This window comes from Streptomyces sp. NBC_00075 (assembly GCF_045041225.1).
Lineage (GTDB): Bacteria > Actinomycetota > Actinomycetes > Streptomycetales > Streptomycetaceae > Streptomyces > Streptomyces adonidis.
In genome coordinates, this window is record NZ_CP108243.1 from 8,156,765 (window position 1) to 8,177,055 (window position 20,291).

Consider the following 20,291-nt stretch of genomic DNA (forward strand, 5'->3'; position numbering starts at 1 on the left):
TGGTCGGCGGTGGTGCGTCGACCTGCCGAGGAACGGAGCTGAGCCGGGAGAGGGTGGCGCCCCGCCCCCGCCCTCACACCGGATAAGCCGTATGAATGTCCCCGTCCCGAATGACAACCTCCACCACACTCGTCTCCCGTCCGCTTCCGTTGATGCCCACCGGGCTGCCATGGTCGAAGCGGTGCAGGTGGGTGTTCTGGCCGGCTCGGGCCCGGGGGTTGGGGATGGCCGGGGTTCCGTCGACGCCATCCATGAGGCGTCGGCCCAGGACGAAGTCTTCGCCGTCCCAGAGGAAGTCGTCGTAGAACTCGCCCGGCAGTGAGGGTTCCGGGCCGGTCGGGTCGGCTGTCTCCCGTACCCGGTCCTGGGCGCCGGGGCCGTGCTGGCCCTCGATGTGGTTCTCGCGGGCCGTGCTGATTCCGTGGTTGCTGCCCTCACAGCTCACCAGGCCCCAGGGGTCGGTGAAGCGGAGGGGGTTGATCACGTACACGTGATGGTTCGGGGCCGGGGCCAAGCCCAGCGGGTCCGCGCTGATGTAGCGGGCGTTCTCGGGGTCGTAGTAGCGCCGGAAGTTGTAGCGCAGGCCGGTCTCGTTGTCGTGGTACTGGCCTGGGAAGCGGAGAGGGCAGTCGACCGGGGTGTCCGGATCGCTCGTCCCGTCGGCGAACGGCGTGCCCCACAACGTCGTGCGGGCGCGCCACGCTACCCGGCCCTCCTCGTTCACCAACTCCGTGGGAGTGCCCACCAGGTCGGTGACGATGGCGTAGAAACGGCGGTCTACCTCGTCCTCGTCGAGTTGCAGCAACGCGCGATTCGTACCGGGAGCCCATTCCCAGCTGCTCCTCCGGCCGCCGCCCGTCCCGTCGCTCTGCTCCGCCAAGTGTGAGCCGTCCCAGGTGAAGACGGTCTCCTCGATCACACGGCTGCCGTCGTCGGACAGCAGGCGTTTGGCGACGCGGCGGCCCAGGCCGTCGTAGACGTACGACCAGCGGCGCCCGTCCGGGGTGGTGACCTGGGTGAGGCGGTCCTCTGCGTCCCAGGTGTACGTCCACTCCCGCGCGCCGCCGGACAGCAGTCTGCGTGACTGTCGGACCAGGCGGCCCTGGGCGTCATGGACGTAGGTGATGTGGCCGGCCCGGCGTACGAGCGTGCCGTCGTGGGTGCGTTCTGCCTGCGGGCCCTCGGGGGTGTCGGCGCGGCTGACGTTGCCCGCCGCGTCGTAGGTGTAGCGCTCCGACCATCCGGTGGCGGAGACCGCCTCCACTCGGCCCAGACGGTCGTGGGTGAAGCGGCGCGTGCCGTGGGTCTCGTCCTCGATGGCCGTGAGGTCGCCGTCCTGGCCGTATGCGTATGAGCGGTACAGCAGCCGTTCCGACTGTTCGCCGGACGACAGGCCCGCGCCCCGCGTGACCGTCTGGCCCGTCAGGCGGTGGCCCGCGTCCCACTCCTGGGACAGTACGGCCGTCCCGCCGAGCCGCCGCTCGGTCTCGTGCCCCGAGGCGCCGTAGTCGAACGACAGTGCGTTGCCCGCGAGTTGGACCTGTGTGGGGCGGTTGTTCGCATCCCACTCCCACCGGCTGACGGTGCCCGACGGCGTGCGCCGCTCCACGCGTCGGCCGAGGAGGTCGTACGCCGTGTGCAGAGCGCGGCCGTTGCACTCCTCGGTGACGACTCGGCCGACCGCGTCCCGGGTGAGGGTGAGGACTGTGTCCGGGGTGGTGGCCCCGATCAGCAGGCCTGCGGCGTCGTGGGTGAACGTCGTGACCGTGGTACCGGAGTGTCGTTCTACGACTCGGTCGCAGGCGTCGCGTACGTAGGTGGTGGTCTCGCCGGCGCCGTTGGTGCGGCTGGTCAGGCGGCCCGCCGCGTCGTAGGAGTAGGCGATCGTACGGCCGTTGAAGTCGGTCTCGGCCACGAGTCGGCCCGCTGGGTCGTACGTGTACGACCACACCGCGCCCGACGCGCTCGTCACGGAGGTGAGGCGGAGTTCGGTGTCGTACGTGAAGTGGACTGTCGAGCCGTCCGCCTCCGTGCGGGTGACGGGGCGGTCGAAGTGAGTGAAGGTGTGAGTGACGCCGCGGCCGTCGGGGGCGGTGTAGAGGACCGTGTTGCCCTCGCCGTCGTACGACCAGCTTTCGCTTCGTCCGTCGGGCATGGTTCGTTCGGCGGGGCGGCCTTCGACCGTCCACCGCGTGCGCGTCCTTGCGCCGGTGGGGTCGACCGACTCGGTGATGCGCCCGAAGGCGTCGCGGACGACGTGTGTGGTCCCGCCCAGCGGCGCCGTCGTGGAGGCGGGCAGGCCCAGTGGGTCCGGCTCGACCTGGTGGGTCGCTCCCAGGGCGTTGGTGACGGAGAGGAGGCCGCCGGACGTGTCGTAGGCGAACCTCGTGGCCGCGCCGTCGGGGTTCGTCGTCGCCGTAGGGCGGCCTTGCTCGTCGTACGCGTACCCACGCGTGCCGCCGGTCGGCAGAGTGATCGTCAGTGGGCGGTCGGAGGCGTCGTACTCGGCGGTGGTGGCCGTGCCGTCGGGCCGGACCACCGAGGTGAGGTTGCCGCGCTCGTCGTAGGTGAAGCGGGACGTGTGGCCGAGCGGGTCCGTCCGGGAGAGCAGCCGGTTGTACGGGTCCCACTCGGCGTACGTGGTGTTGCCGAGGGGGTCGGTCTGGGCGACCAGTTGGCGGCGTTCGTTGTGCCGGTAGGTCGTGGTGTGGCCCAGGGAGTCGGTGTAGCGCGTCTCTCGGGTCTCCGCGTCGTAGGCGATGGCGCAGGAAAGGTAGCCGTCGGCGCCCTCGCCTCGTATGCAGCGGTCCTGGTCGTCGTACGTGAAGCGGTACCAGGAACCGTTGCGGTCGGTCCAGGACGTGATGCGTGCGCGGTCGTCGTAGGTGAGCCTGAGCGGAAGGCCGCTGGAGTTGTGGATCTCGGTGAGGTGGCCGTCGGTGTCGTATCCGTAGCGGAGAAGTGGCGTGCCGTGGGGGCCCTCCTCCTCGTCGCGCAGCCGCAGCCCGACTACACGGTCGCCCTCGGTGTCGATGTGCAGGTGGCGGCCGGCGGAGTCGCGGACGGCGATGGGGGAGCCGTTCTCGTCCCGGTCGAAGTCGATGCGGCGTCCGCTGCGGTCGGTCACCGCGGCCAGCGGGAGGACGAACGTGTCGTGGGCGGCTGTGACGCTGCCGAGCGGGGCGAAGTGGCGGGTGTGGCCCGTGGCGGGATCGGTGATGCGGATGGGGGCGCCGGGTGTGCCGTCCCAGTCGAGCGGCCAGCGTGGGCCTTCCAGCGGCATGACCGAGGTGCCGGGTGCGGGGACGGGATAGATGAGGATCATGCCGTCGTCGGCCGCGAACACGGCGCCGTCGCTGTCCAGTTCGAGACGCTCGTCGAGCGTGGACGCCCAGGACGGGCCGAACCAGTGGCCCCACCGGTAGGTCGAGAGGTGTGTGCGCCGCAGGACGAGCGGGAGGAGACCGGGAAGCTCGACGTCGGTCTCCTCCATGAGCATCTCGCCGGAGACCATGTCGACCGGGTCACCGTTCTTGCAGCGCGTCTTGGCGGGCTTGCTCGCGCCCACCGCGTCGTCCGCTCCCCGGCGCAGCCCGCCTCTCAACCCCTTGGCCATGCCCTTGAGCCCTGTCTTGCCGAGGCCCTTCATGCCTTTGGCGAGTTTGCCGAGGGACGTGATGCCCTTGCCGCCGGGTATGCAGTCGAGGGCGGCGAAGCCCACGTCCCACAGGGAGGCCTGGCCTTTCGCGTATTTGTTGAGGGTGTCGGCGAGAACGACGAGCGCGGCGATCAGGACGATCGCGCCGAGGATCGGGCCACCGATGATCATCGCGACGACGCCGACGACGGTGACGACGATCTTGCACACCGCGACGATGGAGTCCCAGTTGTCGGAGACCCAGTCGCCGATCTCCTCGTACCAACTGCGGTTCTGGATACCGGCGTCAGAGGCCTCGTCCAGTTTCCGCTTGGCGTCCCTGGCGGCCTCCTCGCGCATCTGCCGGGCGTCCTCGGCCATCTTCTTCGCCGCGTCCAGAGCACTGGAGGCCGACGTGACGTCCGACTGGGCCGAGGTCCGCGCGGACTCGGCGCTGTGCGCGTCCCGGGTGGCCGCCCGCACCTTCGCCTCGTCGGGCTTGTCGACTCCCTTGCCGCCGGTCGGGTCATCCTTGTACTTGTCGGCCTCCTTGGTCGCCCGGCCCACCCACGAATCGGCCGACGACAGACGGGACTTGGCCGACGAGAGATCGGCCTGCGCCTCCCGCCCCTTGGCGAGCGCCTTGTCCGCGAGCGTCTGGGCGCGTTCGAGCTCCGGCCAGTACGCCGCGAGCGCGTCCCCGGCCAGGTCGTAGGACTTCTTGAGCTTCTGAAGGTTCTTCGGAACGCTGGAGAACTCGTCGCGGAAGACGTCGGCGGTCTTGCCCACCGACGTCAGGATGGCGTCTTCCCCCGCCATCCCCTTCACCAGCCGCAGCGCTTCCGAGACGTCGTCGGCGAAGTCGTGCAGGGTCCTCGCCAGCGAGCGCACCCGGGTCGGGTCGCCCGGCGTCGGGTCCTTGTCCAGATCAAGAACGTGCCAGTCCGTCGGCCGATGTCCCACGTTCGTCCCCCGTCGCACTGCTTCACTCAAGGTCAGTCAAGTTCACTCAAGGCGCGTATGCCTCAGCAAAGTTACTCGATCCCTGCTCGTAGACTTCGGGCGTGAACGACAACGACGTGACGCCCGGCGACGCTGCTTCCCGCCGGACCCGCTGGGAGCGGTCCAGCCCGGCGGAGCTGAAGCAGCTGGCCGAGTCACGCCCGCAGGAACTGTACGAAGCGGCGGAGCAGTTGGGCCGCACGGCGCTCGGTGCAGGACCCGAGGAGCCCGAGGGACCCGAGGGGCTCTCCGTGGCGCGCACCGTCCGACGGATCGCCGATGCCCTCGCCGAGACGCGCTCCCGGGAGTGCGCGAGGTTCGCCGTGGACATCGTGGGGCTGCTGCCGCTCGGGACCGTCGGCCGGGAGGAAGGCGACCGGGTGCGGCGTTCCGTGGCCGAGAAGCTGGTCAAGGCTCAGCAACCGCGTGATCTGGAAGCCCTGTTCGGGGAGCTGCCGGAGCGGGTCGACGACCCCGCGGTGGAGGTACGGGCCTGCATCCTCGGCGAGCTGGCCCTGATCGGCGCGGGGCGCGGTCGGCCCGCCCTGGACGCTTACGCGGAGCGGCTGCGCGAGTTGGGGCATCCGCTGGCCCGGCTGCCGAGGACTCGCCTGGACGTCGAGTATCGGTTCGGGGTTCGTGTGCGGGGCCTCGGGTCCGTGAAAACCCCGGACCAGCTGCGGTCCCGCTTCCCGGAGATTCCCCCCACCGGCAGTGGAACGGCAGCCGGGCGTACGGCTGTTGAGAGCCCCGACGCCGGGCGCGCGGCGACGGTCGCCGAGCCCTTCACCGTCAGCGGCTGGTCCCGCGAGCCCGAGGCGCGGTTCTTCACGTTGCCGGGAACGCTCGAACCGGACGACTTCAACATCGCGTTCATCAAGGAACTGCCCCTGGATTGCCTGGCAGGTGAGGGGACGCGCCGGGGCGGTGCTCTCACCTGTCACACCACGGCCGACGACGTGATCAACGAACTGTTCGCGGCAGCGCACACCGGCGGGGTGAACGGTCAGGGGCAGGGGGCCGCGTACGCCCGACTGCATGCCTGGAACAGCTTGTACGCGTTGATGGGGCTACCCGGCGACATCCCGTTCCCGGAAGCGGTGCGGCTCGCCGCCGACCATCGGTGGGTGCGGTTCATGGCGTTCACGGACTGGTTCCACCATGACACGGCGGACGTGGCCTTTGCCGTGCTCGATCCCAGCGGTACCCGGATCGCGGTGCTGGCGGCGACCGACACCGACGCCTACTGAACGGCCTTGGGCACCCCGGCGTTTACGGAACGCCGGGGCACCCAAGGCCGTTCAGGCCACGCCCGTCTCACATGTGCACCACCGGAGCCCCGCTTGGGTCCGCAGCCGGTGCGCCCCGTCGGTATAGGACCGCGCTGATCACCAAGCCGACCCCAAAGAACGCCGCCGACCACCAATAAGCCGTCGAGTACCCCTCCAAGCCCGCCTGCGCGACCACCCCCGGATCCTTCGGGTTCCTCCCCTCCAGGTAGTTCGCAACCGCGCTCGTCGACAGCGTGTTCAGCAGCGCTGTCCCCAGCGACCCCCCGACCTGCTGCATCGTGTTCACGGCCGCCGAGGCAACCCCCGTGTCCTCCGCCCGTACCCCCTCCGTGGCCAGTGCCATCGCCGGAGCCATCACCAGCCCCAACCCCAGCCCCGCCACCACCAGTGGCGGCATGATGTCGGCGGCGTAGCCGCTGTTCAGGTCCAGGCCTGTCAGCCAGACCATGCCGGCCGCCGCGAGGCCCATGCCCAGCGGGACTATCGGCTTCGGGCCGATGCGGGGGACCAGTACCGTCGTCGCGATCGTCGAGGCGATCATCAGTGCGGCGATCATCGGGAGGAAGGCCAGGCCCGTTTCGATGGGCGTGTAGCCGAGAGTTTGCTGGAGGTAGTACGTCAGGAAGAGGAAGACGCCGAACATGCCCGCGCCCAGCAGCAGGACCGAGATGAACGACGCCCCGCGGTTGCGGTCCAGCAGCACGCGCAGGGGGAGGAGGGGGTGCGGGGAGCGGGTCTGCCACCAGGTGAACGCCGCCAGCAGCGCCGCGCCTGCCGCCAGGAAGCCCCATGTCGCCGCGGAGCTCCAGTCGTGTGTCTCCGCGTTCGAGAAGCCGTAGACCAGGCAGAACAGGCCCGCCGAGACCAGGATCGCGCCCGGGACGTCGATCTTCGCCGTCTTGTCGCGGGTGCTGCGCCGGAGCAGGACCGCGCCGCCTGCGAACGCGACCGCCGCGAAGGCGATGTTGACGTACAGGGTCCAGCGCCAGTCCAGGTGTTCGGTCAGTACGCCGCCCAGGAGCAGGCCGATCGCGCCGCCCGCGCCCGCGATCGCGCCGTACACGCCGAACGCCTTGGCTCGTTCCTTCGCGTCGGTGAAGGTTGTCGTGAGGAGAGAAAGGGCCGCCGGGGCCAGGAGCGCGCCGAACAGGCCCTGTACGGCCCGTGCGCCCACCAGCATTTCGAAGCTGCCCGCCGCTCCTCCGACCGCCGAGGCGCCGGCGAAGCCGACCAGGCCCACCAGGAACGTCATCTTGCGGCCGAACAGGTCGGCTATCCGGCCGCCGAGCAGGAGCAGGCTGCCGAAGGCCAGGGCGTAGGCGGTGACGATCCACTGGCGGTCGCCGTCCGAGAAGCCCAGGTCCTGCTGGGCCGAGGGGAGCGCGATGTTCACGATCGTCGAGTCCAGAACCACCATCAGCTGGGCCACCCCGATGACGGCGAGGATCCACCAGCGATGGCGGGGAGGTCCCTCGGAGGGAGGTCCCTCCGAGAGAGGTAGGGACGACACGGTTGCCCCAGCAACAGAATTAGCGGCGGTGGATTTTGGCATGGCGAGGCTCCAGACGAAGGGCAGGAGGGCAGGAGGGAGGGAGGCAGGGAGAGAGGGCGAGAGGGCAGGTCAGGGGGCCGCCCGGGGCCTGGAGGCGGCCTTCAAGCCCCGCGATCCAGCCCGTCTGACAGTTGTCAGATTACCCGTAATCTGACACCCGTCAAGTAAGCTGGTCCCGAGTTCAATCAGCCAGGAAGGTCATCACGTGGGACCAGCAGCCGAATCCCCGTTCGCCCGGCGTCCCGGCCGCCCCGGCGCCGACACCCGTGCCCTGCCCGACGAGGACAGCATCCTCAAGCGTGGCCTCGAAGCCTTCGCCGAGCTGGGGTACGACCGGGCCTCCGCCCGTGAGCTGGCCCGGCGGCTCGGCGTCAGTCATAACTTCATCAATGACCGGTACGGGTCGAAGGCGGCCTTCTGGCGTGCCGTCGTCGACTTCGCGCTGGGGGCGCAGCTCGCCCTGCTGCCGATCGAGGACCCCTCGGGCGACGCGCCCGACGACGCCGAGCGGCTTCGGCGTATCGTCACCGCGCTCTATCTGACCTCGGTCGACACCCCGCAGCTCGGGCGGCTCTTCGTCGACGAGCTGTCGCGGGACACCGAGCGCCTCGACTATCTGTACGACCACTACATCGGGCCCACCCTCCAGACCCTGGTGCCCAGCATCGACCGGCTGGTGGCCGCCGGGCGCATGGCGCCCACCCCGATGGACGTCCTGTTCTTCGCGATCCTCCCGCCCATCTCCGGGATGATCGACCTTCCGCTGGCCCGGCGGCTGGGTCGGGCCCACCCCGCCACACCCGAGCAACTCGCCGCCACCGCCGAGTCGTTGGCGACCCTGGTCATCAACGGGCTGCTCTCCACGGGGGCCGGCAGCCGCTGAACCTCAGGCGTGGCTGCCGGGGGCGCGGTCCAGCGCCGCCATCAGTTCCGCCCTTCTGCGGATGCCCAACTTCCGGTACGCGCTGGTCAGATGGGTCTCCACCGTGCGGCGGGCCACGTGCAGCAGCTCCGCTATCTCCGTGTTCGTGCGGCCGTTCGTCGCCAGTTCCGCTATTCGGCGTTCGCTTGCTGTGAGCGCCGTCGCCGTGCGGCGGGCGCCGCCCTCGCGCAGGGCATCGTCCGCGGCCGAACGCAGGCGTACGGCGCCCAGGCGTTCGGCTCGTTCGGCCGCCTCGCGCAGCGACTTGCGGGCTCGGGCGCGTTCGCCGGCGGCGATCAGCTGGCGGCCCCGGGCGATCAGGGTCGGGATCAGTTCCGTTTCGACGGAGGCCTCGCGCAGGACTCGTACCGCCTCGTCCGTCAGGTCCAGGCCGTGGCGTCCGCCCGTCGCCGTACCCAGGACCCGCAGTGAACGGCCCACCAGGCGTGGGGTGTTCCACACCCGGGCCAGACGTAGCTCCTCCTCCGCGAGGGCGAGCGCCTCCTGGGGGCGGCCCAGTGCCAGCCTGCACTGCGCGGCAGCCGCCCGCCACGGTGTGACCACCGGGCTCAGTACGTCCCGTGCCGACTGGCGGCGTCCGCACTCCAGGAAGTCCCCGAGCGCGCCTGCCGCATCACCGGAGGTGGCGCGCACCACGCCCCGGGCGTACAGGAAACGGTTCAACTCCCAGGAGTCGTACGCCTCCCGCAGGTCGAACGCGTCGGCGAGCTGCCAGGCCTCGTCGAGGCGGCCCGTCTCGACGAGTGCCAGGAGTACGTGTGCCTCCACGTTCGTCGGCGCGGTTTCGGTTCCACCGTCCGACTCGGCCGTCCCGGCCTTGCTCCCGCTACCCGCTTCGCTCCACGGCCCCTCCTCACCCCCCGTCGCCCACTCCAGCCCGAATCTGAAGCTCGACCCGGAGGCCTCGTGCGTCCCCGCGGCCTCCCCCTTCCACGACTCCGGTCCGCTCAGCAGCTGGGCGTAGTCTCCGCGGGCGGCGGCTATGTCCGCGCGTACGTTCAGCAGGGCCTCGTACATGGGGTGGAGCAGGGTCGGGCGTTGGCCGGTGAGGCCTCGGTCAGTCAGGCGTTCGGCTTCGTCCAGTTCGTCGGCCCATTGGGCCACCGCTGCCGCCGTGCCCAGGAGGAACGGCTCCGCCAAAGGGTCGGCCGGTTCCGCCAACAGGGCGCGTACCTGCTTCATGGCGGCTTCCGCCGAGGTCAGGCCCGCTGTCGCCTCGTACCGTACGAGGAGGGCCTGGCCGGCGGGGCCCAGTGCCCCCGGGGAGTGTTCGGCGGTGTCGCGCAGCCAGCGGTACATCTCCTTGCGGATCGTCTGGTCGTGGTCGCCCAGGAGTGCCGAGGCCGTCTGGACCGTGCGCAGCAGGTCCGGGTGGTTCGTCAGCTGGCCGTCCAGATCGCGGAGCAGGGTCACCGCCGCGCGCGTCTCACCGCGTCTGGCCAGCGCCGTGCCCAGGGCCACCGCCGCCTGGACGCGGTACTGCGGCAGGCCCGGCAGGCGCATCGCCTCGGTCAGACGGGGGATGCCCGCCGAGGAACGGACCGAGGCGAACTCCAGCGAGCCCAGCTCGGTCAGCACCTCGGCCCGGCGGCCGTCCGACATCGGCTCGTCCAGCGCCCGGCGCAGCAGGACCACCGCGTCCTCGGTACGGTCGTCGCGGACGGCGCCGGCCGCCGCGTCCAGCAGGGCGTCCGTCGCCCACACCTCGCCCATCGTGCCCGAGCGCAGCAGCAGTTCGGCGACCGTCGCCGTCGGGACGCCGCGCTGAAGCATCGCCTGGGCCGCCGCCCCGTGCGCGGCCTGCCGGTCGGCGGCGCACCAGCCGGCGAGCACCGCGTCCCGCAGCAGCGGGTGGGCATAGCGGGGCAGGCCGCCGTCGTCGTCGCGGCGCAGCATGCCGAGCCGGGGCATGGCGGTCAGCCAGCCCCGTACCCGGGCCGGGTCGGCTCCGAGGGTCTCCACGGTCTCGGTGAACAGGTCGATGTCGGCGCCCTCCGGCACCTCGTCCAGCGCGGCGAGCACCCGCGCCGCCTCGGCCGTCGCCGCCCCGGCGCACTCCAGCCACCACGACACCGCCGCCGGGAACGCCCCCGGATACAGCGCCGCGCACGTCTCCGGGAGCGCGGCCGGCGCGGCGGCGGCGCTCACGTCCTCCAGGAGGGCACGCAGGAGCAGCGGGTTGCCCGCGCTCGCCCGTACGTAGTCCGCCACCCACTTCTTCGGCGCGTCACCGACCGCCGAACGCACCAGGTCCGTCGCCGCGTCCAGGCTCAGCGGGGCGAGGGTGTGGGTCCGTACAAGGGCGGGGGAGAGGGTGTGGACCAGACCGGCGGACGGCGGGTCCACGTCGTACTGGCTGCGCTCCGTCACCAGCAGCAGTACCGGTAATCGGTCCACTCTGCGCGCCGCCTCGATCAGCCAGCACCGCGAGTTCTCGTCCGCGAGGTGTACGTCGTCCACGGCGACCAGCACCGGGCCCTCGGCCGCGTACGCGCGCAGCATCCGCCACAGCCGGGCGGCGGCCGGCTGCGGTTCTTCGGCCGTGGGGGCCGACTCGCACAACTCCTGTATGGGGGACAGGAGTTGTTCTACGACCGGGAGGTCGGCGCCGGTCGTACTGCCCTGCGGGGAGCAGCGGACGCGCAGGACGCGCATGCCGTGCGTCTCCGCGTGCTCGGTGGCGGCCTCCAGGAGTGCGGTGCGGCCGGTGCCGGTGGCTCCGCGCAGCAGGACCAGGCGGCCCGATCCGGCGCGGGCGCGTGCGGCCTCGTCGGCCACCAGTGCCAGGGCCTCCCGGCGCTCATACAGCGAGGAGTGCGGTGAAAGCGGTGAGAGCGGTGAGAAGGGTGCGGATGAGGGCTGCATGCCTGCCTCCTGTCGTGGGTAGTCCTGTCGCGGGTGGGAACTGGCCAGTTTCTTGGGGTTCTCGGGTCTCTCGGTTCTTTCGGGTCTCTTGCTTCTCTTGGTCTAGAAGGCCTGACCGGCCGAAAAGGTTGAAGCGCCGGCCGATCTCGTGGTGTGTCTCGTGGTGGTCCACGATTGTGCGCGCCCCGTGTGCAACAGAAGTGTTGGCTGTGCACGTCTGCCACCGACCGCTCACAGGTGGCGGCACCTGACCCTGGGGGCAGTTCTTGCGCACCACACTCCGCACCACGGGCCCCGGCACCGGGGCCGGTACAAGGGCCGCCGGAACGGGACCCGTCACGAGGGCCGCCGGTACCGGACCCGCCGAACCCGGGCGCCGCGTACCCGTCGCGGTGCACGCGTCCGACCCGATCTCCCGCGCCGGCGCGGTCAGCCAGCTGCGGCAGCACCCGGTCGTCGACCTCCGCGACGAGACCGACACCGGACCCGGCATCGTCGCCCTGCTGGTCAGCGAGAGTCTCGACGAGACAACGCTGTCGCGGCTGCGCCGACTCGTCCGCAGCGAGGGGGCCAAGGCCGTTCTCGTGGTGGGCATGCTGCGCGAGAACGAACTCCTCGACGTCATCGAGTGCGGCGTCGGAGCCATCGTCTGGCGCCACGAGGCCACCGGACACCGGCTGGCGCAGGCTGTGCTCGCCGCCGCCCGGGGCGACGGCGATCTGCCGTCCGACCTGCTCGGCCGGCTCATCAGCCAGGTGGGCACACTGCATCGCTCGGCGGCCGGCCAGCCCGGTGCCCCCACTTCGGGCCTCGCGCCGCGCGAGGTCGATGTCCTGCGCCTCGTCGCCGAGGGACTCGACACCGGAGAGATCGCCAGCAAGCTGTCCTACTCCGAGCGCACGGTCAAGAACGTGATGCATGGACTCACCACCCGGCTGCATCTGCGCAACCGGGCGCACGCCGTGGCCTATGCCCTGCGCGAAGGCTACATCTGACCGAACGGGCAATCGAACACGGCGCGCGGACACCAACTTATGCCCGTCGTACGTCCCTTGCGTGCCTGCACGGACGGTCGCCCCGGACGGCACGATGACTTTGAGACATGTGCGGCACGCGGGGGTACGGCACACGGGGGTACGACGGGCAGGGCGGCGGGAGCGCGACAGTGATCCACGAGGTGGACGAGGTCCTCAAGGGGCTGCTCGGCGGTGGTGCCCTGGCCGGATCCGGCATCGACGTCTTCTTCGACGCCCCGACCCGTGACTGGGCCGCTCGGCGCAACGGCCCCGCGATCAACGCCTACTTGTACGACATCCGCGAGGACGTCGCGCGTCGCCAGCGCGGCACCGTCTCCGTCCGCGACGAACGCGACGTGATCGTCCGGCGCCGTCAACCGCCCCGCTGGTTCCGGCTGTCGTATCTCGTCACCGCCTGGACCAAGCAGCCTCAGGACGAACACCGGCTGCTGTCCGCCGTGTTGACCAACCTGCTGCCCCGCGAGCTGCTTCCGGCCAGTGAACTGCCCGGTGCGCTCGGTGAGTTGGGTCTGTCCGTGCCGCTCACCGTGTCCGGGACCCAGACGGAGTCCCGGTCCCTGGCCGAGATCTGGTCCGCCCTCGGCGGCGAACTCAAGCCGTCCCTCGACCTCGTGGTCACGGCCCCCTTCCCAGGCTTCCCCGAGTACGACGCCGGACCCCCGGTCACGGAGGGCGCCGCCGTCCGTGTCCGCGCGATCGACGGCTCCCTGGAGGACTCGCCCGAACGCACCCACCAGCCACGGCACTTGGAGAAGGCACGCACCGAGCGGGCGGAGACCCGTACTCCGTGACGGTCGGCGCCCCCACCCTCGTACCCGCCGCAGGGCTGCTCGCCCGCCTCTCCCAACTGCGCGCCCAGGCCGCCCAGTTGGTCGAGCAGCGCAGCGCCGACGACCCGACGGCCGGTGATCCGCTGCGCGGGCTGTATCTGTCGGAGGAGGCGATACGACACCTGCTGAGGCGGCCCGCCGCTCAGGCACCCGGGACCCTGCCGACGACCGACGGCGACGACCCCCTCGCGCAGCTCGCCGCCCGCCTCGGCCTCGTGGCCCTGGACGTCCACATCCTCCTCGCCGCCCTCGCTCCCGAACTCGACCGTTCCTTCGAGCCGCTGTACGGCTATCTGAACGACGACGTGGGCCGCCGCCGGGCCACCACCGGGCTCGCCCTCGACCTGTGCGGACTCCCCGTGCACGAACCGGCCGCCAGGGCCCGCTTCCACCCCTCGGCGCCCCTGACCGCGCTCGGCCTCCTGGTCGTCGAGGAACCCGAACGCCCCTTCCCCAGCCGTTCGTTGCGCGTCCCCGACCGGGTCGCCGCCCATCTCCTCGGCGACGACACCCTGGACGCGGCCCTCACCGGCCATGTACGCCCCCTCGCCCCGAACGCCTCGTACGCGACCGACTTCACGGACAAGCTGGCCGCACTGCTGACCGCGAAGGCGTCCCCCGCCCCGCCGCCCACGGTCTACCTGCGCGAACACCGCGAGGGCGACGGCCTGGCCTGCGTCACGGCGGCCCTGCGCACCGCCGGACTCGACGCGCTGCACTTCTCCGGCCCCGACGAACGCATCCCCGACCTCCTCCGCGAGGCCCGGCTCAGCGAGCGGGTCGTCGTCGTGTCACCCCTGTCGGACCAACCCACAGCTCTCGTACGGGCGTTGACCGGTCCGGACGTGTCGGACGTACCCGTACTCCTCACCGGCTCCCGCCCGTACGACCCCCAGTGGTCCGAGGACGACCCACTGGTCCTGGAGGCACCGAGGCAGCGCGCCGGGCAGGTGAACACGTGGGGGGACGCGCTGAGTCGGCACACGGGCCCCGCTGACCTGGTTCGTGATGAACCAGCGGACCTCGGCTTCGACCTGGCCGCCACCGTCGCCCCCTACCGCCTGGGTGTCGACCACATCGCCCGGGCCGCCCGCGCCGCGCAGCGGCTCGCCGGGTTCGACGGGACGCCGGTCACCGCCGCGCATCTGCGGCTGGCCGCCCGGCAGCAGTCGGCGTCCGGGCTTGAGCGGCATGCCCGGCGTATCCGGCCCGAGGTCGGGTGGGAGGATCTCGTTCTTCCCGGCAAACCGCTTGCCCAGCTGCGTGAACTCGCCCTGCGGGCCCGCCATCGCGACCAGGTGCTCGGCGACTGGCGGCTCAGTGCGGGCGGCGGGCGGGGCAGGGGTGTGCTCGGGCTGTTCGCGGGGGAGTCCGGGACCGGGAAGACGCTGTCCGCCGAGGTCGTCGCCGCCGAACTGGGGCTGGATCTCTATGTGGTTCAGCTGTCGTCGATCGTCGACAAGTACGTCGGTGAGACCGAGAAGAACCTGGAACGGATCTTCACCGAGGCCGACCGTACCGACGCCGTGCTCCTCTTCGACGAGGCCGACGCCGTCTTCGGGAAGCGTTCCGAGGTCAAGGACGCGCACGACAAGTACGCCAACATGGAGAGCGCGTATCTGCTCCAGCGGCTGGAGTCCTTCGACGGGATCGCGCTGCTCACCACCAACCTGCGCGCCAACATCGACGAGGCCTTCACCCGCCGCCTCGACCTCGTCGTCGACTTCCCCTTCCCGGACCCCGGCCAGCGTCTCGCCCTGTGGCGGCACAGCCTCGCCCGGGTGCCCTGCGCCCCCGGCACCGACCCCGCACGGGTCGCCGGCGCCTTCGAACTGGCCGGCGGCTCGATCCGCAGCGCCGTCGTCACCGCCGCCTACTCCGCCGCCGGACGCGGTGAACCGGTCACGACGGCGGACCTGGTGGAGGGCGCGGAACGGGAGTACCGGAAGGCCGGGCGGCTGGTGCCGGGCGAGGGGTCCTGGTAGTCCCCTCACCCGCACCGAAAAGGCCCGACTACCCCTACTCCACCCGCCACTTCTGGTTCGGCGTGCCCGTGCACGTCCACAGCTGAAGCTTGGTCCCGTCGGCGGTGCCCTTGTCCTTGGCGTCCACGCATTTGTCGGCCTGCGGATTCACCAGGTCGCCCGCCGTGCTCAGCACGAACTGCTGGGCCGGGTTGCCGCTGCACCGCGCGAGCTGGATCGCCGCCCCGTCGTCCCGCGAACCGAACGCGACGTCCATGCACATGCCGAGCGAGCGGACCGTACCGTCGGACCGGAAGTCCCACTTCTGGTTGGCCGTGCTCGCGCACTCCCACAGCTGAAGTCCGGTGCCGTCCTTGCCCTTGCCGTTCTGCGCGTCGGTGACGTCGACACAGCGGTTCGAGGCCTGGCCGATGATCAGGGACCCCACGACAACGGCGGCCGTCTCCTTGGGAGTTGCCTGGGTGTCCGGCTTCGTGGTCGTGCCCGACCCCGACGACCCGGATCCGGAGCCCGACCCGGAGCCGCTCCCGCTTCCGCTCCCCGATCCCTGCTCCTGTCCTTGCCCCTGCCCGGGCACCGCCACCTCGGGCAGCGGCGCGGCCGACACGGTCGACTGCACCGACGGCGCGACCGGAGCGGACGCACTGGCACTGGGCGGCGGGAGCGTGTTGGCGGAGCCGGTCTCCGTCAACTCCGTTGCCCTGGTGGAGACCTGGGGTTTGTAGGAGATCCAGAGCATCACGAAGGTGATCGAGAGGGCGACGGCGACACCGAGGAAGGTGGCCAACCAGCGGGGCAGGAAGCCGCGTTGTACGTACGTCCCGTCGACCTCGATCGGGACCGCTCCGGAGCGTTGCACAGCCAGCTTGTACGGCCGGTCTTCCTTGCTGCCGAACCAGATGATCTGGCGGGGCTTCAAGCGTGTGTCGACGAACACCGCTCGTCCCGGCTCGATTTGGACGCTGCCGGGGTGGATGTCGTACGAGAGGTTGTCGCCGTTGTCGCTGCCGCTGATCGACGCGGTGAGCTTCGTGTTGCCGAGGTTGTCGACGGCCAGCTTCGGGCGGCCCCGGAAACGGCCCTTGACGGTCGGCGGGACGAGTTCGGCCCGGATCTCGCTGAACGGCGTGATCGTGAGGTTGCCCTCGGGGACGGTCGTCGCCTCCGGGTTCGTGGTGGGCGTGATGCGGATCGCGTACGGGTTCGGGCCCGCCGTCGCGTCCGGGGTGCGCGGGGGCGCGAAGGTCAGGTCGACCGTGCCCGTCGTCCCCGGATACAGCCGTAGCGTCTGTGGTTCGACCGTCGTCCAGGGGGCGATGTCGCCCACCGGTTCGAAGCGGTATTCGTCGACGACGTCACCGGTGTTGCGCAGGCGTAAGCGCACCGTGGTGCGGTCACCCGGGTCCACGGTCGCGGAGGCGGGTTCGAGAGAGGTCCACAGCATCACCCACCGAGCCTAGGATCCCGGCCACCAGGACGTCAGGAAGCCTTCGGGCACGATCGCTGCCCGAATGACCCCCTGACGAGACCCTGATGACTCCCCGTCGTGCCCCTGAGAGGCACGGCCCGGCTCACACGGTGAAGCGGACCGCCTCCAGCTGCTTGTGCTGCTCCATGTTGCTCCCGATGTACTTCCAGTCGCCGGGGTCGGTGCACACCACACCCAGCCAACCGCCGTCCTGCACATGGGGGTTGCCGCAGACGCTGCCGTCGAAGACCTGGATGGTGAAGCCCTGAAGGGGCTCGTCCGCCTCCTTGGTGCTGCCGATGTAGTTGTCGATCCCGTCAACCGCCTTCGTCCACTTGGTGCCCTCCCAGTTCTTGTACTGCCAGGCACCGCTGCCGGCCGTCCCCTTGGTGCCGGACACGGCGATGTTGAGGGCCTTGATCGGCAGGTCCTTGCCCGTGGTGCCGGCCTCGGCACCGTCGCACACCGGCTCCTGCCAGCCCTGGTCGGCGACATACGCGCGGTAGCAGATGTGCCGGCCCGCACTGCGCGCGGCCAGCTGGGTCACCGCCGTGGCGGCGGTCACCTCCGGCGCCTTCGTCTCCTTCGGCGCGTCACCGCCACCGCCCCCGCCGTCGCCGCTCCCGTCCCCGGCGGCCGGGGTCTCCGACGCCTGCGGGGGCGCGCTCACGACGGGGTTTTCGGCGGCCTCCTGGCTGGGCGCCACGGGCGGCGCCGTGGCCACGGCCGTGGGACTGGGCGGCGGGAGCGTGTTGACGGAGCCTGCTTCCGTCAACTCCGTTGCCTTGGTGGTGAATTGGGGTTTGTAGGAGATCCAGAGCATCACGAAGGTGATGGCGAGCGCGAGGAAGACGCCGAGGAAGGTGGCCAACCAGCGGGGGAGGAAGCCGCGTTGTACGTACGTTCCGTCGACGTCGATGGGGACGGCGCCGGAGCGTTGTACGGCGAGCTTGTACGGTCGGTCTTCCTTGCTGCCGAACCAGATGATCTGGCGGGGCTTGAGGCGTGTGTCGACGAACACGGCGCGCCCCGGCTCGATTTGGACGCTGCCGGGGTGGATGTCGTACGAGAGGTTGTCGCCGTTGTCGCTGCCGCTGATCGACGCGGTGAGCTTGGTGTTGCCCAGGTTGTCGACGGCCAGCTTGGGGCGGCCCCGGAAACGGCCCTTGACCGTGGGCGGGACGAGTTCGGCCCGTACCTCCGTGAAGGGGGTGATCGTCAGATTGCCCTCGGGGACAGTCGTCGCCTCCGGGTGTTCGGTGGGGGTGATCCGGATGGCGTACGGGTTCGGGCCCGCCGTTGCGTCCGGCGTACGGGGCGGGGCGAAGGTGAGGTCCACCGTGCCCGTCGTACCGGGGAAGAGGCGGAGCGTCTGCGGCTCCACCCTCGTCCAGGGGGCGATGTCGCCCACCGGTTCGAAGCGGTACTCGTCGACGACGTCGCCGGTGTTGCGCAGGCGCAGCCGGACGGTCGTACTGCCGCCGGGGTCGACGGTCGTGGAGGAGGGCTCCAGGGAAGTCCAAAGGCTCACTGGGTTGTTCACGTCCCGGTTTTGTAGGTGATCTTTGCCGCCGAGAGGTCGACCGTGTTGGGGATCATCGCCTGGGGCCGCAGCAGGGCATGGAAGAGGAAGTCCATGAGGTCGGCACCGTCCATGCCCTTCATACGGGTCGCCAGGGGCGGGTTGGACACCTCGAAGCGCATGATCTCGACCACCGCCCGGTCCACCAGACCGGGGATGATGTCGGCGCCCGCGAGGATGTTCTTGTGGAGGAGTTCGGGGTGCTTCACGACCTTCTCCGGGCCGTAGACCATCTGGTTGGCCGAGTCCGTGACCGCGAGCCGCCGGGCCAGCGCGTGCGCCTGCCGTGACTCGGTGTCCTGGATGCCCTCAAAGGCCTCCACCGAGTTCATGAACTCCTTGTCGGTGGGCTGGGCCCTCTTGAACGCGCGCACCGGCACGTGCTTGTCGGTGGCGTCCTTCGAGGTGGCGCTGATGGGCAGATGCGGCGTCCCGGGGTCCGCGACCAGCTCGGGGTAGTCGCGCTGGACGAAGTCGCTCAGCATGAGCCAGCCCCGGCTCAGCAGCCCGGACTCCTCCAGGCCCAGCTCGATCCGGGCCTCGTCCTTGCCCTCGCCCTCCTGCCCCTCGGCGAAGCGGGACTTGCGGCCCGTGGTCCCCGGGTGCTCGATGTAGAAGAAGACGAAGCCGTCGTTGCCGAGCATCAACTTGTCGACGTTCATGGTGTTGTGCTGCTTGAGCGGCTCCAGCCCCTGGCGGGCCCGCTCCTCGTCGAGCGTGGTCCTGGACTTGAGACGGTTGTCGTCGGAGTTGGTGACCGAGTCGATCCGCGCCTTGGGGGAGTAGTGGGCGACCACCGACTGCCGCAACTGGGCCTCCAGCTTGGCCGATACGTCCCGTACCCAGGCCCGGCTCCGGTCTCCGATCTCCTTCGACAGGTCCCCGCGGTTCAGTTCGGACATCTCGCGGACGTAACTGAAGCCCTCCGTGGCGAAGTTGACCGTCGACTCCGGGAACTGCGCGTCCTTCCACAGGGTTCCGCGATCGGTCATGTCCTTGTAGGGGAAGCCGGGGGCGCCGATCATTTCCGCGTCGCGGGAGACCTGTCCGCCGACGACCGCCAACTCTGCCCTGACGGCCTCGAGTACGTCCTCCAGGTAAGCGGTGTCCACGGGCCGCGCCTCTTCGCGCTGCTCCAGGGCCAGGACCTGGATCTCCCCCAGCTTCCCCATGCACCACTCCGGGCCGCGGCGGCTGGAGTTGTCGTACTCCGCGACGAGCGCCCGCACCGGCGCCGTCACCGGGTTGACGGGCGGGGGCGCCTTCTTCATCCAGGAGGTGAGCTTCCCGCCGACCGACTGCTCCGGCGCGGGCTCCGCGGTGGTGACCCGACCGCCCACCTTCTCCTGCCCCTTGCGCTGCACCGCGAGGCCCGGTGCCGAGGCCGCGGCGCCCGAGTCGGGGGCCGTTGTCCGCTGGACCGGAGCCGGCCCGCTCATCACCTTCCGCGCCGTGTCCTCCGCCTGCCGTTCCGCCCAGTCCCCGGGGTCGGAGACACGCAGTCCGGAGCCGTCGTCCGTGCCGGGGACGGCACCCCGGCTCTGCTGCACCACGTGCTGCAACTCATGGGCCAGGGTGTGCTTGTCCTGGCCGTCCCACACCACATGGGACCCGGAGGTGTAGGCCTTGGCCCCGATCTCCGCCGCCGACCGCTGGGCCACGGCGTCGGTGTGCACCCGAACCCCGCTGAAGTCCTCCCCGCCGTACCGGCCCTCCATCTCGGCCCGCAGCGACGTGTCCAGCGGACGGCCCGCGGAGCGCAACACCTCGTGCACGGCCGACCGTTGGACGCCCTGCCGGGAATCGGGCGAGCGCTGTACGTCCGTCCCGTGGCCGCAGTTGCCGTCGTGCTCGTGGCGTTCCTCGGCGACGGCCCGCGCCACGGCCGCGTTGCCCGCCAGGCGCTGGAGCGTCAGCAGCCGCTGGGCCGCGGAGCCCCCGGCCGACAGGTGTGCCGGACTGTTCCGGGCCGACAGGTGCGCGGGAGTCGGCTGGGCCGCCCGTCGGGCCCTCTCGGGGCCGGCGCCACCGCCGGCCCGCGTGTCCTGTGCGCGCACGCTGCTCCTCTTCCCCGCTCCCCGACACTCCACGACCGGTG

The 20,291-nt window shown here is 70.8% G+C and carries 11 protein-coding genes; 5 read left to right on the plus strand and 6 right to left on the minus strand.

Annotation, left to right across the window (positions count from 1 at the left end; genetic code table 11):
- Positions 1–73 precede the first annotated feature (73 nt).
- Positions 74–4,600: a DUF6531 domain-containing protein gene (locus OG787_RS35725; protein ID WP_405537994.1), complete on the minus strand. Its 4,527-nt coding sequence runs from the start codon at positions 4,598–4,600 to the stop codon at positions 74–76.
- Between the two features lie 101 nt (positions 4,601–4,701).
- Here OG787_RS35725 and OG787_RS35730 point away from each other — a divergent pair, with 101 nt between their 5' ends.
- Complete coding sequence (locus OG787_RS35730) at positions 4,702–5,889, plus strand: DUF6183 family protein (RefSeq protein ID WP_405537996.1); 1,188 nt, start codon at positions 4,702–4,704, stop codon at positions 5,887–5,889.
- A gap of 67 nt (positions 5,890–5,956) precedes the next feature.
- Here the strand turns inward: OG787_RS35730 and OG787_RS35735 are convergent, their stop codons facing one another.
- The gene (locus tag OG787_RS35735) at positions 5,957–7,483 is read right to left on the minus strand and encodes an MFS transporter (RefSeq protein WP_405537997.1); all 1,527 of its coding nucleotides are present in this window, start codon (positions 7,481–7,483) and stop codon (positions 5,957–5,959) included.
- A 205-nt stretch (positions 7,484–7,688) separates the two neighbouring features.
- On the opposite strand from OG787_RS35735, the gene OG787_RS35740 reads away from it, so the two are divergent.
- Positions 7,689–8,366 carry a TetR/AcrR family transcriptional regulator gene (locus OG787_RS35740; RefSeq protein ID WP_405537999.1) on the plus strand — a complete coding sequence of 226 codons (678 nt, stop codon included), beginning with the start codon at positions 7,689–7,691 and terminating at the stop codon, positions 8,364–8,366.
- 3 nt (positions 8,367–8,369) lie between these two features.
- Here the strand turns inward: OG787_RS35740 and OG787_RS35745 are convergent, their stop codons facing one another.
- Positions 8,370–11,291 carry an AAA family ATPase gene (locus tag OG787_RS35745; protein ID WP_405538000.1) on the minus strand — a complete coding sequence of 974 codons (2,922 nt, stop codon included), beginning with the start codon at positions 11,289–11,291 and terminating at the stop codon, positions 8,370–8,372.
- A 266-nt stretch (positions 11,292–11,557) separates the two neighbouring features.
- On the opposite strand from OG787_RS35745, the gene OG787_RS35750 reads away from it, so the two are divergent.
- The 3 genes from OG787_RS35750 (at position 11,558) to OG787_RS35760 (ending at position 15,143) form a co-directional block, all read left to right on the plus strand.
- A complete protein-coding gene (locus tag OG787_RS35750; RefSeq protein WP_389351169.1) occupies positions 11,558–12,286 on the plus strand; it encodes a LuxR C-terminal-related transcriptional regulator in 729 nt (242 codons plus the stop codon).
- 170 nt (positions 12,287–12,456) lie between these two features.
- On the plus strand, positions 12,457–13,119 hold the full coding sequence (locus OG787_RS35755; protein ID WP_369030879.1) for a DUF4255 domain-containing protein: 663 nt from the start codon (positions 12,457–12,459) through the stop codon (positions 13,117–13,119).
- The gene (locus OG787_RS35760) at positions 13,116–15,143 is read left to right on the plus strand and encodes an ATP-binding protein (RefSeq protein ID WP_405538002.1); all 2,028 of its coding nucleotides are present in this window, start codon (positions 13,116–13,118) and stop codon (positions 15,141–15,143) included. Before OG787_RS35755 ends, OG787_RS35760 begins: the two co-directional genes overlap by 4 nt.
- A gap of 34 nt (positions 15,144–15,177) precedes the next feature.
- Here the strand turns inward: OG787_RS35760 and OG787_RS35765 are convergent, their stop codons facing one another.
- The 3 genes from OG787_RS35765 to OG787_RS35775 all read right to left on the minus strand — a co-directional run bounded on the left by OG787_RS35765 (position 15,178) and on the right by OG787_RS35775 (position 20,250).
- A complete protein-coding gene (locus OG787_RS35765) occupies positions 15,178–16,590 on the minus strand; it encodes a ricin-type beta-trefoil lectin domain protein (RefSeq protein ID WP_405538004.1) in 1,413 nt (470 codons plus the stop codon).
- Between the two features lie 124 nt (positions 16,591–16,714).
- Positions 16,715–18,142: a hydrolase gene (locus tag OG787_RS35770; RefSeq protein ID WP_405540687.1), complete on the minus strand. Its 1,428-nt coding sequence runs from the start codon at positions 18,140–18,142 to the stop codon at positions 16,715–16,717.
- An 8-nt stretch (positions 18,143–18,150) separates the two neighbouring features.
- Positions 18,151–20,250 (minus strand): DUF4157 domain-containing protein, encoded by a 2,100-nt coding sequence (locus tag OG787_RS35775; protein WP_405538005.1) that lies wholly within the window; start codon positions 20,248–20,250, stop codon positions 18,151–18,153.
- Between the last annotated feature and the right edge of the window lie 41 nt (positions 20,251–20,291).

What these genes read in the sequence shown, in the direction of transcription:
- OG787_RS35735 (WP_405537997.1), bottom strand. Translation starts at nt 7,483, where the DNA reads ATGCCAAAATCCACCGCCGCTAATTCTGTTGCTGGGGCAACCGTGTCG.
- OG787_RS35745 (WP_405538000.1), bottom strand. Translation starts at nt 11,291, where the DNA reads ATGCAGCCCTCATCCGCACCCTTCTCACCGCTCTCACCGCTTTCACCG.